Source organism: Achromobacter aegrifaciens (assembly GCF_902859965.1).
Taxonomy (GTDB): domain Bacteria; phylum Pseudomonadota; class Gammaproteobacteria; order Burkholderiales; family Burkholderiaceae_B; genus Achromobacter; species Achromobacter aegrifaciens.
Map to the genome: position 1 here is coordinate 389,475 of NZ_CADIKO010000004.1, position 14,034 is coordinate 403,508.

17 protein-coding genes are annotated in these 14,034 nt (G+C 65.9%); 10 read left to right on the forward strand and 7 right to left on the reverse strand.

Translation table 11 applies throughout. The features are described 5' to 3' along the window. Positions 1-42: 42 nt before the first annotated feature. Together HV793_RS26330 and HV793_RS26335 are read right to left on the reverse strand one after the other, a co-directional pair. Positions 43-690 (reverse strand): site-2 protease family protein, encoded by a 648-nt coding sequence (locus HV793_RS26330; RefSeq protein ID WP_054453262.1) that lies wholly within the window; start codon positions 688-690, stop codon positions 43-45. A gap of 68 nt (positions 691-758) precedes the next feature. Beyond that, positions 759-1,385 (reverse strand): L-threonylcarbamoyladenylate synthase, encoded by a 627-nt coding sequence (locus HV793_RS26335; protein ID WP_054453264.1) that lies wholly within the window; start codon positions 1,383-1,385, stop codon positions 759-761. Between the two features lie 86 nt (positions 1,386-1,471). On the opposite strand from HV793_RS26335, the gene ypfJ reads away from it, so the two are divergent. The 3 genes from ypfJ to HV793_RS26350 all read left to right on the forward strand — a co-directional run bounded on the left by ypfJ (position 1,472) and on the right by HV793_RS26350 (position 3,793). After that, complete coding sequence (gene ypfJ / locus HV793_RS26340) at positions 1,472-2,326, forward strand: KPN_02809 family neutral zinc metallopeptidase (protein WP_054453266.1); 855 nt, start codon at positions 1,472-1,474, stop codon at positions 2,324-2,326. Between the two features lie 169 nt (positions 2,327-2,495). Further along, on the forward strand, positions 2,496-3,032 hold the full coding sequence (locus HV793_RS26345) for a hypothetical protein (protein ID WP_054453268.1): 537 nt from the start codon (positions 2,496-2,498) through the stop codon (positions 3,030-3,032). Continuing rightward, positions 3,029-3,793, forward strand: a complete 765-nt coding sequence (locus tag HV793_RS26350) for a DUF1828 domain-containing protein (RefSeq protein ID WP_054453270.1) — start codon at positions 3,029-3,031, stop codon at positions 3,791-3,793. Before HV793_RS26345 ends, HV793_RS26350 begins: the two co-directional genes overlap by 4 nt. A gap of 7 nt (positions 3,794-3,800) precedes the next feature. Here the strand turns inward: HV793_RS26350 and HV793_RS26355 are convergent, their stop codons facing one another. Then, the gene (locus HV793_RS26355) at positions 3,801-4,073 is read right to left on the reverse strand and encodes a hypothetical protein (protein WP_054453716.1); all 273 of its coding nucleotides are present in this window, start codon (positions 4,071-4,073) and stop codon (positions 3,801-3,803) included. A 271-nt stretch (positions 4,074-4,344) separates the two neighbouring features. Beyond that, entirely contained in the window at positions 4,345-5,082 is a 738-nt protein-coding gene (locus HV793_RS26360) for an ArsR/SmtB family transcription factor (protein ID WP_054453272.1), read from the reverse strand. 88 nt (positions 5,083-5,170) lie between these two features. Here HV793_RS26360 and HV793_RS26365 point away from each other — a divergent pair, with 88 nt between their 5' ends. Next, positions 5,171-6,439 carry an MFS transporter gene (locus HV793_RS26365; protein ID WP_175214161.1) on the forward strand — a complete coding sequence of 423 codons (1,269 nt, stop codon included), beginning with the start codon at positions 5,171-5,173 and terminating at the stop codon, positions 6,437-6,439. On the opposite strand, the gene HV793_RS26370 is transcribed toward HV793_RS26365, so the two are convergent. The 3 genes from HV793_RS26370 to HV793_RS26380 form a co-directional block, all read right to left on the reverse strand. Then, on the reverse strand, positions 6,399-7,031 hold the full coding sequence (locus HV793_RS26370) for an FMN-binding negative transcriptional regulator (protein ID WP_175161764.1): 633 nt from the start codon (positions 7,029-7,031) through the stop codon (positions 6,399-6,401). The genes HV793_RS26365 and HV793_RS26370 overlap by 41 nt on opposite strands. Positions 7,032-7,127: 96 nt before the next feature. Continuing rightward, on the reverse strand, positions 7,128-7,616 hold the full coding sequence (locus tag HV793_RS26375; protein ID WP_054453276.1) for a GNAT family N-acetyltransferase: 489 nt from the start codon (positions 7,614-7,616) through the stop codon (positions 7,128-7,130). Between the two features lie 43 nt (positions 7,617-7,659). Further along, a complete protein-coding gene (locus HV793_RS26380; RefSeq protein ID WP_054453278.1) occupies positions 7,660-7,854 on the reverse strand; it encodes a hypothetical protein in 195 nt (64 codons plus the stop codon). Between the two features lie 272 nt (positions 7,855-8,126). Here HV793_RS26380 and HV793_RS26385 point away from each other — a divergent pair, with 272 nt between their 5' ends. The 6 genes from HV793_RS26385 (at position 8,127) to HV793_RS26410 (ending at position 14,019) form a co-directional block, all read left to right on the forward strand. Then, a complete protein-coding gene (locus tag HV793_RS26385) occupies positions 8,127-8,822 on the forward strand; it encodes a DUF3313 domain-containing protein (protein ID WP_175214162.1) in 696 nt (231 codons plus the stop codon). A 202-nt stretch (positions 8,823-9,024) separates the two neighbouring features. Then, entirely contained in the window at positions 9,025-9,192 is a 168-nt protein-coding gene (locus HV793_RS26390) for a hypothetical protein (RefSeq protein WP_165867876.1), read from the forward strand. Positions 9,193-9,297: 105 nt separating this feature from the next. Next, the gene (locus HV793_RS26395) at positions 9,298-10,941 is read left to right on the forward strand and encodes a hypothetical protein (RefSeq protein WP_175214163.1); all 1,644 of its coding nucleotides are present in this window, start codon (positions 9,298-9,300) and stop codon (positions 10,939-10,941) included. Between the two features lie 69 nt (positions 10,942-11,010). Further along, positions 11,011-11,913 carry a LysR family transcriptional regulator gene (locus tag HV793_RS26400; RefSeq protein WP_125472821.1) on the forward strand — a complete coding sequence of 301 codons (903 nt, stop codon included), beginning with the start codon at positions 11,011-11,013 and terminating at the stop codon, positions 11,911-11,913. Positions 11,914-12,102: 189 nt separating this feature from the next. Then, on the forward strand, positions 12,103-13,041 hold the full coding sequence (locus HV793_RS26405; protein WP_175214164.1) for a hydroxymethylglutaryl-CoA lyase: 939 nt from the start codon (positions 12,103-12,105) through the stop codon (positions 13,039-13,041). Between the two features lie 9 nt (positions 13,042-13,050). Beyond that, on the forward strand, positions 13,051-14,019 hold the full coding sequence (locus HV793_RS26410) for an SMP-30/gluconolactonase/LRE family protein (RefSeq protein ID WP_175214165.1): 969 nt from the start codon (positions 13,051-13,053) through the stop codon (positions 14,017-14,019). Positions 14,020-14,034: the final 15 nt, after the last annotated feature.

Sequence of the window (14,034 nt, forward strand, 5' to 3'; positions counted from 1 at the left end):
AATCAATGAAACCGATGAGTTTAACGGATATTGGCTGAAATCCTACAGAAACCACTGGACGATGGTCGTCCCCAGAGAGAGTACCGGCCGCATCAATAGCCAGAGCACATCCGTCACCAGCAGGATGACGACGATCACCAGGCCATAAGGCTCGATTTTCGAGTATTGCCAGGCCAGGCGATTGGGCAGCAGGCTGAAAAGGATGCGTCCCCCGTCCAGCGGCAGGATGGGCAGCAGATTCAGGGCCATGAGCACGAGGTTGACGTTCACGCCGGCCACGGCCATCTCGAACCAGAACGATTCCTGCAGGCCGGACTCCAGGAAGATGCGCAGCGAAAACGCCCACAGGACCGCCATGAACAGGTTGGCGGCAGGCCCCGCCAGCGCCACCCACAGCATGTCCTGCTTGGGCCGGCGCAAGCGGCCGAAATCCACCGGCACAGGCTTGGCCCAGCCGAACAGCATGCCCGGACTACCCAAAAGCTTGGAGGCCAGCAGGATCGCCACCGGCACCAGCAGCGTGCCGACGGGATCGATATGCCGCGCAGGGTTCAGGCTGATGCGTCCGGCCTGATAGGCCGTGGGATCGCCGAACATCCGCGCGACGTAGCCGTGCGCGGCTTCGTGCAAGGTGATGGCGAAGATGACCGGTATCGCGTAGACCGCAATGGTTTGGATGATGTCATTCATGGCGAACCGGATTGTAGATGAGCCACGCGCCGGCGCATGCCGGCGTGCAGGTCGGCGCGGCGGGCGCGCTAGGCAAGACCGAGGGTGGCAGGATCGCCGCGTCCGACACGCACGACCACAGGCTCGTCGCCGGTGAGGTCTATCACGGTGGTGGGCGATTGCGGGCAAGCGCCCGCGTCGATGATGGCCGCCAGGGAGTGTTCGTAGCGTTCGCGGATTTCTTCCGCGTCGTTCAACGCTTCGGTCTCGTCCTTGGGGATGAGCGTGGTGGACAGCAAGGGCGCCCCCACCTGCTCCAGCAGGCCCAGCATGACGGGATGGTCCGGCACACGGATGCCGATGGTCTTGCGCGACGGATGCGACACGCGCCGCGGCACTTCCTTGGTCGCTTCGAGGATGAAGGTCCAGGGTCCCGGCGTCGCGGCCTTCAGCAACCGGTACTGGCGGTTGTCGACGCGCGCGAAGTGGCCGATTTCAGCCAGGTCGCGGCACAGCAGCGTGAGATGATGGCGTTCATCCAGGCCACGCAGGCGGCGCAGTCCGTCAGCGGCGTTCTTGTCGTCCAGCCGCGCGACCACGGCATAGCTCGAATCGGTAGGCACTGCGACCAGCCCGCCATCGGCCAGCCATTGGGCCGCCTGCTTCAGCAGGCGCGGTTGCGGATTCGCGGGATGAATATCGAAATACAAGGCCATGGGTTTATCCTAACACTCTTGAAGGCCGCTCAGTACAGAGCGGCGATGCAAAATGGCGGGAACGCCGACCCGCCCGGAGAAACAGTATGCGCCTTGATGACTCGCGCGAAAGCGACAATGTGGAAGACCGCCGTTCCAGCGGCCCACGCATCGGCGGCCGCGGCACCATCGGCATAGGCACGATCGTGCTGGCCCTGGTCGCCATGTATTTCGGCGTGGACCCCAGCGTGGTCCTGCAGATGGCCGAAGGCCCGCCCGTGCAGCAACAGCAGGGGCCCGCCACGCGTCCGCCCGCCAACGACAAACAGGCAGTGTTCGTCTCCAAGGTCCTGGGCGAAACCGAAGACACCTGGAGCGCCATTTTCCAGAAGGACCTGAACCGCCAATACGTGGCGCCCAAGCTGGTGCTGTTCCGCGGCGCCACGCCCACGGCCTGCGGCACCGGACAGTCGGCCATGGGGCCGTTCTACTGCCCGGGCGACAGCAAGGTGTACATAGACCTGGCGTTCTTCGACGAATTGCAGAACCGCTTCAAGGCGCCGGGCGATTTCGCCCAAGCCTATGTCATCGCGCATGAAGTCGGCCACCACGTCCAGCATCTGCTGGGCATCTCGGACCAGGTGGACAACCTGCGCCGCCGCAATCCTGCGCAGGCCAATGCATTGTCGGTGCGCATGGAACTGCAGGCCGACTGCTTCGCCGGCTTGTGGGCGCAGCGCGCCAACGCGGCCCGCAACATCCTGGAAAGCGGCGACGTGGAAGAGGCCCTGACCGCCGCCACCGCGATCGGCGACGACCGCCTGCAGAAGCAGAGCCAAGGCTATGTGGTGCCCGATTCCTTCACCCACGGCTCCTCGGCCCAGCGCGTGCGCTGGTTCAAGCGCGGCCTGGAGAGCGGCAGCATCAAGCAGTGCGACACGTTCGGCGCCAGCTCGCTATAGCCGCGACGCGCCACCCTTGGGCTGTACATCCATACAGCAAAAAGGGCGGCGCAGTCTTCATCTTGTAAGATTACGCCCCCTCGCAGTGTTGCGCGTGCGCCCGCCGCCGCGCGGCGCTTGCCAGGCGCGCTGCCCGGCGCGCGCATTTCCAAGACCCTAGATCAGTTCCATGGCCAACAAGTTCGAACCGCTAATCACCGTTGATGAGGTGCAAGAGATTCTTGCCGAACCCAAGGAAACCGTAAAACCGATCGCCTGGGTGCCCAAGCCCGCCGCCAGCAATCTCCAATGGATGGAATTCGCCTGCGCCTGCCGGGTCAAGGGCGAAGTGCGTGAAGACGTGATCTTCCGCGCCACCTACCGCGGCGCGCGCACGGCCGTGCACGGCCAGGCCACGATTTTCCTGGCCGAAGCGTTCTGCGCCAGCCTCTTCGTAGGCCCGCACCGCGTGTTCGGCGTGGACACCGACGACTCCTTCCACACCAGCCTGGTGGGCGAAGGCCGGCCTCAGTACCGCAAGCCGCTTGCGGACCGCAGCCATGAACACATCTGGGTGGATGATGGCGAAGGTTATGCCGAGCCCATCGTGCCCGCCCTGCAGAATATCGGCGCGCTGATGCAGTACTTCCTGCCGCGGGCGAACCTGACGCTCACCGGCGGATTCGCGCATCCCCTCAAAGGCCGCCAAATCGAACTGATCCTATGAGCACTTTCCTGGAAGCCTCCGGCTGGACCGTCCTGCCGGCGGGCGAGCACGCCATCCGCGCCATATCGCCCATGACACTGGGCCTGGACGGGCAGCACGCGGCCTTCTTCATCGCGCATCCCGACGAGTCCACGTTCTACCTGACCGACGCCTGTGAGACCGCGATGCACGCGTCCAGCTACGGCATCGACCTGGCTGCCAAGCGCATCGACATCCTGAATGAAACCCCGGGCGTCAGCCTGGCGCACTTCGACCGCGACGGCGCCATCGTCGCCAGCGGTCCCAACGAGCAGCTGCAGGAAGCGCTGTGGGACGCGGTCAAGCTGGCGATGGCACTGTCGTTCCAGTGCGCCAAATGGATGCCGAAGTTCAGCCAGTTGCGCTTTCGCGCCCAGGTCGGGCGGGCGCTGGCGGCGGGCGTGGGCGTGAACCGCATGGTCAAGGGCGCGCGCGCCAAGGGCAGCAGCGGCCACACGGCCGATTTCGCCTTCGCCGTACGCGCCGCCAGCAGCACCGCGTTGACGTACATCGAACCGATCGCCCTGAAGGCCGGCAAGAAAATGGACTGGACGCAGGTCTACCAGACCCACGGCAAGATGTCGGACGTGAAGATGGCGGACGCGCGCAACTCGCGCATGGTCATCCTGGAGGACGGCGCCTCGGCCGAGGAATTCAAGAAGGCCGTGACCATCCTGGAACAGTCCGCGACCGTGCAGACGCTGGCCAAGACGCGCGATTGGCGGGAAGTCTTTTCCGGCTAGGACGGCGTCAGGCTGGCAGGTTGGTCAGGCCGTCGACGATTTCGCGGCCGTGCAGGATCGCTGCATGCACCGCTTCACGCGGACTGTAGACAAAACCGCCCTCGGCAAAACGCGGAACCGGATATTCGTCGCCGCCTTCGAGCACGGCGCCTGCCTGGACCACCATCACCGACGCTATGAATACGGGGCCGCTGGATTGCGCCTGAACCTCGGCGTCTGCGCCCCGGGACACTTTGGCCGTCAGCCGGTATCCCTTGTAGATCAAGTTGTTCTGATGCACTTCGGATGCCCTCTTTGTGCGATCCAGCATACCCCGCTTGACTATGACAGTTCGGATATGTTTTGTAACGATGGCAGAAAATAGAAACACTGTTGCATCGCGATAGGTGCGTCCCCGTTTCCCAGGAACGCTACGCGCGGCCCATCCGCGCGCTGCATGTCCAGGGTTGACGCGGCTTGCGGCGCAACGCGGGGCGCTGCCGCAACCCGTCCCCACCCGGGTTCACGGGGATTTCCCTAGATCTGTTGCATATGCACACCTTATTGCAGGCTCATGCGGCGACATTCCGGTCCCGGCGCGCAGCGCTCGCGGCGGGCTGCTCATCCGCTGGCCCGAAGAAGGCGGGAAACTGCTTTTCGCCCTTCTTCGTCACGCTCAACGCGCGCGAATCCAAGTCCTTGCTGATCCAGTCGCGGCGCGTCAGCGCCTCCAGCAGCGCCGCGCCCAAGGCGCCGCCCAGATGCGAGCGACGCTCGCTCCAGTCCAGGCAGGAACAGGCGAAACGCCGCCGGCGTTGGCGCGCCTGCATCACGTCCACGCCTATCTGCGCCAGGGCCGCCTCGCCCAAAGGCGTCAGCAGGTAATCGCGCCCGTCCGCCGTCAGCCATTGGCGCGACAGCATCGCGTCATGGATGCGTACGGCCAGGGTGCCCGCCATGTGGTCATAACAGGTACGCGCCTCGCGCAGCGCCGAGGGCGTGCTGGGTTTGAACGGCACGCGCTCCGCGCCGGCCACCACCAGCAAGGCCTCCAGCGCATGTCCAACCTCGCCATTGGCCAGGCGGTAGTAGCGGTGCTTGCCCTGCACGGCCATTTCCACCAGCCCTTGTTCCCGCAGTCGCAGGAAATGGCTGCTGGCGGTGGAGGCGCCGATGTCGGCGGCGGCCGCCAGTTCGGTCGCGGTGCGGGCGCGGCCGTCCAGCAGCACGCACAGCATGCGCGCCCGGGCCGGATCGGCGATGGCGCCAGCCACGGCGGAAAGATTGATGTCGGCGAACTCGGATTCCATGATTCGTCACAGACCAAAGTGTTGTGTGCAGAGTCAAGCATACTGCGACTCAACGCAACAAGACAGCGGCCGGCCTGCCCGGACACCCATGCGCGCATCCCGGAAATTCTTTGGCTGGACAGTGCTTTACGCCACCTTCGTGCTGGCGATCTTCGGCTGGGGCGTCGGCTTCTACGGCCCGCCCGTGTTCCTGCATGCCGTGACGCAGCGTACCGGGTGGGGCGTGGCCCTGGTATCCGGCGCCGTCACGCTGCACTTTCTTTGCGGCACCCTGGTGGTCGCCAAGCTGCCGCGGCTGTACCGGCGTTGCGGGGTGCCGGCGGTCACGCTGGGCGGCGCCGTGCTGCTCGCGTTCGGCGTGAGCGGCTGGGCCGCGGCCTCACAGCCCTGGCAGCTCTATGCGGCGGCGCTGCTCTCGGGCATGGGCTGGGTGACGCTGGGTGCCGCCGCCGTCAATGCGCTGATCTCACCCTGGTTCGTCCGCCGCCGCCCCGCCGCGCTGGGCATGGCCTACAACGGCGCCAGCGTCGGCGGCATCGTCTTTTCGCCCTTATGGGTTTACCTGATCGGCCAGGCAGGATTTGCCCAGGCGGCCTTGTGGGTAGGCGCGGCGATGGTGGCCGTGATCGCCGTGCTGTCGCGCAAGGTGTTTGCCCTGACGCCGCAACAGCTGGGCCAGGAGCCTGATGGCGCTTGCGCTGCAGCTCAGGCGCCGGCGGCCACGGCAGGCATCGCCTCGCCCGCGCCGGTGGCGGGCCTGTGGCGCAACCGCGCCTTTCTCACCCTGGCCGCCGGCATGGCGCTGGGCCTGTTCGCCCAGATCGGCCTGATCGCGCATCTGCTGTCCCTGCTGGCGCCGCTGCTGGGCGCACAGACCGCGGGCCTGGCAATGGGCCTGGCTACGGCCGCGGCCATCGGCGGGCGCACGCTCGTCGGTTGGCTGATGCCTGCCGGCACCGACCGGCGCAAAGTGGCCTGCCTGGCCTACGCCATCCAGATCGCCGGTTCATTGGTTCTGATGCTGGCCGCAGAGCACGCCTGGGCCATCTGGCTGGGCGTACTGCTGTTCGGATCAGGCATAGGGAACGCGACCTCGCTGCCGCCATTGATCGCGCAGACTGAGTTCGCCCGCGAAGACACGCAACGCGTGGTCCCGCTGATTGTCGCCATGTCGCAAGGCGCCTACGCCTTCGCGCCCGCGTTGTTCGGCATGCTGCGGGCATGGTCCGAACAGGCCGGGCAGCCACTGCTCTGGTTCCTGGCGGCGGCGGCCAGCCTGCAGGCCGCCGCCATCGCCTGTTTCGCGTTGGGGCGCGTTACTCCAGCCCGCCGCGGCGGGCAACCAGCCCAGCCATGACGGCATCGCCGTTTTCGCCGGCCAGGCCTTCGGCCACGCCGCGCCTATCGGCAACCGTTCGGTTCTGGCTGACCTTCCATTTGCCTTCGATGCGCGCAATGGGAATCTCCACGCCGACGATGGCGCGCATCTGGGCCGCGATGAAATCCGCCGGCGCGTCGGCCACGCGCCAGGGCTGCGCGCGCGCTTTCTCCTGGCTGTCGGTCAGCGCATCCAACTGGGCGCGCAGCCAGGCCGGATCATCCTGAATCACCGGCGCGCCCCAGACGTGCACGGCAACGAAGTTCCAGGTGGGCACGACCTTGTGCGTCTCGGCCTTGGTCGGGTACCACGACGGCGTGACGTAAGCCTGCGGCCCGTGGAATACGACCAGGCATTCGCGGCCCGAAGCAAGGTCGGCAAGCTGCGGGTTGGCGCGGGCCACATGCAGGCGCAATACGCCATGCGGTCCTTCCGGATACAGCAGACAGGGAATGTGGTTCGCCATCAGCCCGCCCTCCCCGCTGGTCGTGAGCACGCCCAGCGGATGGGCGCGGATGAAATCGTGCTGGACTTCGAGCGAGTCTTCGCGAAAGGCGGACGGCAGGTACATGGCGGGTTCGGCGGTAGCGGCTGAAAACCACAACATACCGCCATCGTGGCTCCATTTCCAGGACCAGCTCAGGTTCTTTTCATGGAGCCAGCAGCATCAGGCTGGCAAGCGCTTTTCCAGCAGGATGGTGGTGAAGCCGCTGTCCCATTCCTCGTCAGGATAGGTATCGATCTCGGCATAGCCGTGCTTGCCGTAGAACTGGCGGCTGCGCATATTGAAGGAATCCGTCTCCAGCCGCGCCTGAGCAAATCCCGCAGCGCGGATGGCCGTTTCCATCCAGGCCAGCAATGCGCCGCCGACACCCTGCCCTTGCCTTGCGGGATGCACATGCAAGGCCCAGATGAAGTCGTTTTCCCAATCCGCCATGCCCGCCAGCACGCCGTCGATTTCGCACACCATGAAAAGACTGCCCCTGGCGCTCACATACTGGCCCGTCTTGCCGCTTGCGCGAAACTGGGCGTCCCTTTCCGCCGTCATTTCCGGCATCCACGTGCTTTCGTAGGTGCGCATCAGCAGGTCTTCGAGCAAGACTGCGTCCTCAGGCCGGCTCGGCCTGATCATGAATTTCTGTTGTTGGTCCGTCATGCGCGGCAGTGTAGCAATGCCGCTCCCAAGGAGATGCGCGCGCTTATCGTCGCACGCGTTCGTATGCCTGGTTCATGCGATCCCGCGCCCCGGTTTCGTTGGCGTAGGCGCGGTCATAGTTGTCCAGGCAATCCTGGGTGGGATTCGGCCACTTGATCGCGGCGATCGCGGCGGTGAGCTCGTCGCGGGCCCGCTGCCAGTCCTTGACGGCGGCATACCATTGCTTGGCGGTGTCCATAGTTGTCTCCCTATGTTCACTCGTCCATCGTAGTCCCGCGGCGGCTTTCCGCGGCAGCTATTACGGCTTACCCGCAATGGAGTCTTCCACGCCCCGCCGATCTTTCGTTTCAGTTTTCCCAAAATGGAATTCTGCTTTGCAGCGAAACGGGGCTTCCACCCCTGCCAAGGCGGAAAATGCGGCGCGAAACGGGGCAATAATTGGGCCGCCCGCGACACGCGCACGGCCTTTCCATCTGCCGCGCCGGGCGCCATTTTCAGGAAGAGAAGAATATGAAGATCCGTCTCGCTCTGGCCGCCTGCTGTGCAGTGATCGGCCTTGCCGGCTGCACCAACCTGCCCAAGCCGCAGAACTATTCCACGTCCCTGGGTGAAAACCAGAGCCGGCTCAAGCAGGATCCCGACTGGAGCGCTGGCATGGTCTGGGTGCGCCCCGGTCCGCCCATCGGCAGCCAGTACCAGAAAAAACTAGTTCTGGAACCGGTGCAATACATCCAGGGCGACCGACCGGACGAGCTGGACATGAAAGCCGATAGCGCCATGCGCGAGCGCGCGCTGGCCTACCTGAACGAAGCGATCCGGCGCGAGTTCGAACAAGCCGGCTACCAACTGCTGACACGGCCCGCGCCACACGCAATGCGCCTGAGCGCCGCCATCACCGGCACCTTCCGCAACGAGCGCGACCCCAGGATGATGGAATACATCCCCATCGGCTTCGTGATCGGCCAGACCGTCAAGGCGGCCGGCTACCGCGACCAGTCCGCGCGCCTGCTGCTCGAGGCCGCCCTGCGCGACGCCAATACCAACGAGCTGCTGATCACTTCGCTGGGCACGGTCACGGGCGGCAACCTCCCCGCTGACCGCAAGCCCACCGCGGACGACGTGCGCAGCGCCATCGACGACTGGGCGCGCAACGCGCGCGAACAGTTCGACCGCATCTGGCAGGAAGACCAGCCGGAAGCCGGTTAGAGGCTGCGCTCGCACCGACGGGAACTTCCTGTCAGAGTTGACAGGTCTTGATCCATCAAGGCGGAACAGAACGGGCCAAAGCGGGTCGAATTCATCGCGTTTTTCAACCGAAAATCACGATGTGATGAATATTGACGTCAACCCTCACTTACCCAGTGCCACGGCTAATGCTACTGTTCCGCCTGTGCAAGGAGTACATGCAATGGATCAGAAAACCAAGCCCTGGGCTTTTCCCAAGCCGCATCCGGAAAATACCCCGCGGGGCGAACGCAACAAACAGGAGTTCGACGCTCCTGCCCAAGACCCGAAACCCGCGCCCAAGCCACGCGCGAAGAAGGAGACGCCGGCCGCCAGCCGGGCTCGCACATGAGCCCGGTCGGGCGCCCCGGCCTGCTCCTCGAATAAGCTTATCCCGCCTGCCCATGGCCCAGCGCCCGCATTCGCGATCAATGGCGCGCGTCTCGCGGAAACCAGCATGGCCATGATCGCCGATCCGCCGCTGCGAGGCAGCGGCAAGATTACCGGAGTGTTCTTCGACCCTGCAGGGGAAATCGCGGCCGTGGCCTCCGAGTTTCCCCTGCTCGCGAACCCTCGCGCCCGCGCGGCGTATGGCGGCCAGACGTTGCGCTATCGCGTGGCGCTGTACCGCCGCGGCAGTCCCATCCCGTTCGCGGCTTTCGACCAACTGCGCCATCCCGTCAACCACATCGCTTTCCATCCCACCCAATCCGTGGTCGCGATCGGCGCAGGCAGTTATGACGGCGGCTATCTGTTCGAAGGCGACCTGCTGGTCTGGGATTGGCGCAGCGGGCTCTCGCGCCGGTTCTTCCGCAACATCCCCGAAGTTGCGCATTGCGCCTTCACCCCCTCGGGCGACGGGATCGAGGCGTGGGTGCGGCCCTGGGACGAAGAATGGGAAGGGCTGCCCGACGATCCGCCCGACGCCGCATTCAACACCTTGTTCGTCGTGCGCACGCCCTACGACGCGGCGACCTGGTCCGATGCCGGTCCCGGCGAACTGGAACTGTCAGGCGACGACATCGCGCCGGCAGCAGATCCCCCCGCGCCGGCGCCCGAGTCCCGCCTCGCGCAATGGCTAGGGCTGCCGCAACTGGGAAGCCGCAAGGCCATCCATGATCTTGCGTGGTTGGACGCCAAGCGCATCGCGGTAGCGCATGGCGGCTGCCTGCTGGAAATCCAAGACGTCGAAGACGGCCTGGTCGCCGCATACGCCGGCGCCGGCCATGGCGCCGAGATCATCCGGGCGGCGGGCATCCATGTACACGTCGTGGAACCCTCGAAGCGGCCCGACATGAAGTGGCACCAGGATTCCCGGCTGTATACGCTGACGGACGACGGGCTGGACCTCGTCGGCGAGTACGACGGCGAATACACGTTCTCGGCCTCCTCGCAAGGCGTATTGCTGGGCCGCAGGAACCGCAACCCCGCAACCCGCAACGCGTGCGACCTGCTGCGCGACCTGGGCTCGGGCGCCGAACGGCGCGTGGACCTGGGCCACTACGACTGCTTCAATCACTACATCCGCATCAGCGGCGCGCCGTCGCCGTTCTGCGTGCAAGGCACGCCTGCAAGCTCCCACGAGGCCAAACGCCTGTGCATGGTCATGCCCGACGGCCGGGCCAAGCCGCTGTGGCCGGTGCTCAAGGCCAACGGCAAGCCCGACAGCCACGCCATGGAACTTGCCGGCTGCTACGTCGACGACGCGCAAGGCGCTGGCCTGGTCATCAGCGGGCGGCACTACGCTCCCGCCGTCAACGTCGCCTGCGCCGGCTTCATTTACCGCAAACCGCTGGACCGTGACCGCGAACTCTGGCGACATTCCACCACTGCCTCCGCCAGCGCGGTCGTCTTCATGCCCTGCCCCGGGCTGATCGCCGCCGCGTTCCTGGACGGCGGGCTGCTGTTGCTGGATGCCGCGTCGGGCGAGATCCGGTTGCGCGCCAGGATGCGGCTGGAAGGCCTGCCTGCATTGGTCTTCGCGCTGGATGCCCATGAGGAAAAACTGGCTCTGGGAACGGCGGATGGCCGGATCTCCATCATCGCGGTCGACGAACTGCTGGCGCGCGGCGCGGCGCAGGACTGGGTGGAAATCGGCTAAGCGTAATCCCCTAGGCCCGCGGCCCGCGACTGCCGCTATCCTCGCGGACGTATCTATCCGCGACTTCCCATGACCCCTCGTCTGGATCTGTATACCCTGCAGGTGTTCCTGGCCGTGCTGGAAGAAGGCAGCATCGCCGCGGCCGCCGCGCGCGAACATATCGCGCCATCGGCGCTATCGAAGCGCCTGTCCGAACTCGAACGCGTCCTGGACGTCCCACTGTTTCAGCGCCATGCGCGCGGCGTCGAACCGACCAGCGCCGCACACGCGTTGGCGCGGCGCGCACGCACGCTGCTGCATCAAACCCAGGACCTGGCCGCCGAAATCCGCGACTACTCCGCCGGCCTGCGCGGCCGCGTGCGCGTCGCGGCTAACCTGTCTTCCATTGCGCAGTTCCTGCCGATGGAACTGCGCCGCTTCCTGACCCAGCACCCCAACGTGCAGATCGACCTGGAAGAGTCCGTCAGCGCCGGCGTCACCCGCGCGGTGATCGACAACGCCGCCGACATCGGCGTCTACACCCAATCCGACGACGAAAACGGGCTGGACATATATCCCTACCACCGCGACGTCATGGCGCTGGTGACGCTCTCGGGACACCCCTTGTCGCGACACCGGCAGGTATCGTTCGCCGATACGCTGGACTATGACCACGTCGGCATGCACCGGGGCAGCGCCGCGAACTATCTGTTCACGCGCGAGGCCGCGTCCATGAACCGTTCTCTGCGGCTGCGCTTCCAGGTCACCTCCTACGACGCGCTGGTGTCCATGGTGCGCGCGGACCTGGGAGTCGGCATCGTGCCCACCAAGGCCCTATCCGCCTATGTGTGCGACGCGCTCTGCATCATTCCGCTGACTGACGCCTGGGCGCACCGCCAGCTCAAGTTGTGCGTGCGCAGCAATGAATCGCTATCGGGCGCCGCCCGGCTACTGCTGGATCATCTGATCGCTGAAGCCGCAACGCAGCAATAGGACCCGCGAGCCTGCCCATGCGCGACGCCTGGCCCCCGAGCCATCGCGTTTCGCGATCCCCCGCCGAAGATTGACGATTTGTCCTGCATGGGTCCATCGCAGAAGATGGTGGCCGACCACCCATGTCCCGGACATCGCCGCGCAAAGCCCTCGCGGGCGCAGGATCCGGGCGCCAGGAGACGACAAGCCATGAGCCTTCCAGACCGAGTCGAAATCGTGGAAGTCGGCATGCGCGACGGACTGCAGATCGAATCCGAGTTCGTGCCCACCGACACCAAGATCCAGATCCTGAACGCGCTGATCGACGCAGGCGTGCGGCACTTCGAAGCCACCTCCTTCGTTTCGCCCCGCGCCGTGCCGCAGATGCGCGACGCGCAGGAAGTCCTGCTGGGCGTGCGCAAACGTCCGGGCGTGGTGCTGGGCGCGCTGGCGCCCAACCGCAAGGGCGTCGAACGCGCGCTGCAGTCGCAGGCTGACGAGATCGTCGTGTTCCTGTCCGCCACCGAGAGCCACAACACCAAGAACCTGAACCGCCCGGTCGAACAGTCGCTGCGCGACATCGAGGACATCGCGCAGCTGCTGAAAGACCACCCCATCAAGCGCAAGGGCGCCATTGCCGTCGCCTTCGGCTGCCCCTTCGAAGGCGACGTGGACCTGGGCCGCATCCGGACCATCTTCGACCACTTCGCGCGCCAGGGCTTCGACGCCGTGACGTTGGGAGACACCACCGGCATGGCCACGCCCCGGCAGGTGCGCGACACGGTCGAGACGCTGCGGGCCGACCATCCCGGCGTCAAGATATCGCTGCACTTCCACAACACGCGCGGCATCGGCCTGGTGAACGTGGTGGAAGGCCTGCGCGCCGGCGTCACCTCCTACGAATCCTCGCTGGCTGGGTTGGGCGGCTGCCCGTTCGCGCCGGGCGCCACCGGCAACATCTGCACCGAAGACCTGGTCTACCTGCTGGACGAGATGGGCGTGGACAGCGGCATCGACCTGGGCGCGCTGATCAAGGTAGCCCAGCGGCTGGAAGGCATCGTCGGCCGTGGCCTGCCCGGCCAGCTGATGAAGGCGGGGCCGCGCCTGCGCCTGCATGACTATGCCGTAGCCGCCGGCGCGATCGGCTGAGGAGCCCCCATGGACAGCAAATCGAATGGCGGCGCGGCCCTGGACCTGTCGGCGGTGCGCGAGACCGGCGTCAACTTGAACCGCCCCGAATGCGTGCTGAGCACGGCCGCGGGCGATCTCTACGTGTCGGACAAGGCCGGCGGCATACGCCACATCCTGCCCAACGGCGACGCGCGCCTGATCGGCGCCCAGTCCGGACTGATACCCAACGGCTTCGCCCTGTTGCGCGACGGCTCGTTTGCCGTCGCCAACCTGGCCGACGACGGCGGCGTCTGGCGCGTGCAGCGCGACGGCACGGCGGAGCCCTACATCATGGAGATCGACGGCGTGGCCCTGCCCGGCGTCAACTTCGTCTGGCTGGACGAGCGCGAACGCCTGTGGATCTGCGTCAGCACCGTACGCCGCGGCGACCATCAGTTCCGCCGCGACATCGCCGACGGCTTCATCGCCGTGCGCGACGAGCGCGGCACCCGCGTCGTGGCCCAGGACGTGCATTGGACCAACGAATGCCGCACCGATCCGGACGGCACGCACCTGTACGTCAACGAAACCTTCGGCCGGCGCCTGCTGCGCTTTCGCATCGGCGCCAACGGCGAACTGAGCGAACGCGCCGTCATCACCGAATTCGGCAAGGGTACCTATCCCGACGGCATGGCGGTCGATGAAGAGGGCCACATCTGGGTGGTCAGCGTGGTCTCCAACCGGGTCATACGCGTCAGCCCGCAAGGGCAGCAGCAGCTCATGCTGGAGGACGGCGACGCCGCGCACATCGACAGGCTGGAAGCCGAATACCTGGCCAATCGCCTGAGCCGCCCCATGGTTTACGACAACCATAGCAAGCGGCTGCAGAACATCACCAGCCTGGCGTTCGGGGGCCCAGAGCGCAAGACCGCCTACATGGGCTGCATCAATGGGTCCCGCCTGGCGGTGTTCGATTCACCGGTCGCCGGGCTCAAGCCCGTGCACTGGAACTGGTAGGCCGGATCCGCATCC

Coding starts and splice junctions, on each gene's coding strand:
- HV793_RS26330 (WP_054453262.1), bottom strand. CDS start 690: ATGAATGACATCATCCAAACCATTGCGGTCTACGCGATACCGGTCATC.
- HV793_RS26335 (WP_054453264.1), bottom strand. CDS start 1,385: ATGGCCTTGTATTTCGATATTCATCCCGCGAATCCGCAACCGCGCCTG.
- ypfJ (WP_054453266.1), top strand. CDS start 1,472: ATGCGCCTTGATGACTCGCGCGAAAGCGACAATGTGGAAGACCGCCGT.
- HV793_RS26345 (WP_054453268.1), top strand. CDS start 2,496: ATGGCCAACAAGTTCGAACCGCTAATCACCGTTGATGAGGTGCAAGAG.
- HV793_RS26350 (WP_054453270.1), top strand. CDS start 3,029: ATGAGCACTTTCCTGGAAGCCTCCGGCTGGACCGTCCTGCCGGCGGGC.
- HV793_RS26360 (WP_054453272.1), bottom strand. CDS start 5,082: ATGGAATCCGAGTTCGCCGACATCAATCTTTCCGCCGTGGCTGGCGCC.
- HV793_RS26365 (WP_175214161.1), top strand. CDS start 5,171: ATGCGCGCATCCCGGAAATTCTTTGGCTGGACAGTGCTTTACGCCACC.
- HV793_RS26370 (WP_175161764.1), bottom strand. CDS start 7,031: ATGTACCTGCCGTCCGCCTTTCGCGAAGACTCGCTCGAAGTCCAGCAC.
- HV793_RS26375 (WP_054453276.1), bottom strand. CDS start 7,616: ATGACGGACCAACAACAGAAATTCATGATCAGGCCGAGCCGGCCTGAG.
- HV793_RS26380 (WP_054453278.1), bottom strand. CDS start 7,854: ATGGACACCGCCAAGCAATGGTATGCCGCCGTCAAGGACTGGCAGCGG.
- HV793_RS26385 (WP_175214162.1), top strand. CDS start 8,127: ATGAAGATCCGTCTCGCTCTGGCCGCCTGCTGTGCAGTGATCGGCCTT.
- HV793_RS26390 (WP_165867876.1), top strand. CDS start 9,025: ATGGATCAGAAAACCAAGCCCTGGGCTTTTCCCAAGCCGCATCCGGAA.
- HV793_RS26395 (WP_175214163.1), top strand. CDS start 9,298: ATGGCCATGATCGCCGATCCGCCGCTGCGAGGCAGCGGCAAGATTACC.
- HV793_RS26400 (WP_125472821.1), top strand. CDS start 11,011: ATGACCCCTCGTCTGGATCTGTATACCCTGCAGGTGTTCCTGGCCGTG.
- HV793_RS26405 (WP_175214164.1), top strand. CDS start 12,103: ATGAGCCTTCCAGACCGAGTCGAAATCGTGGAAGTCGGCATGCGCGAC.
- HV793_RS26410 (WP_175214165.1), top strand. CDS start 13,051: ATGGACAGCAAATCGAATGGCGGCGCGGCCCTGGACCTGTCGGCGGTG.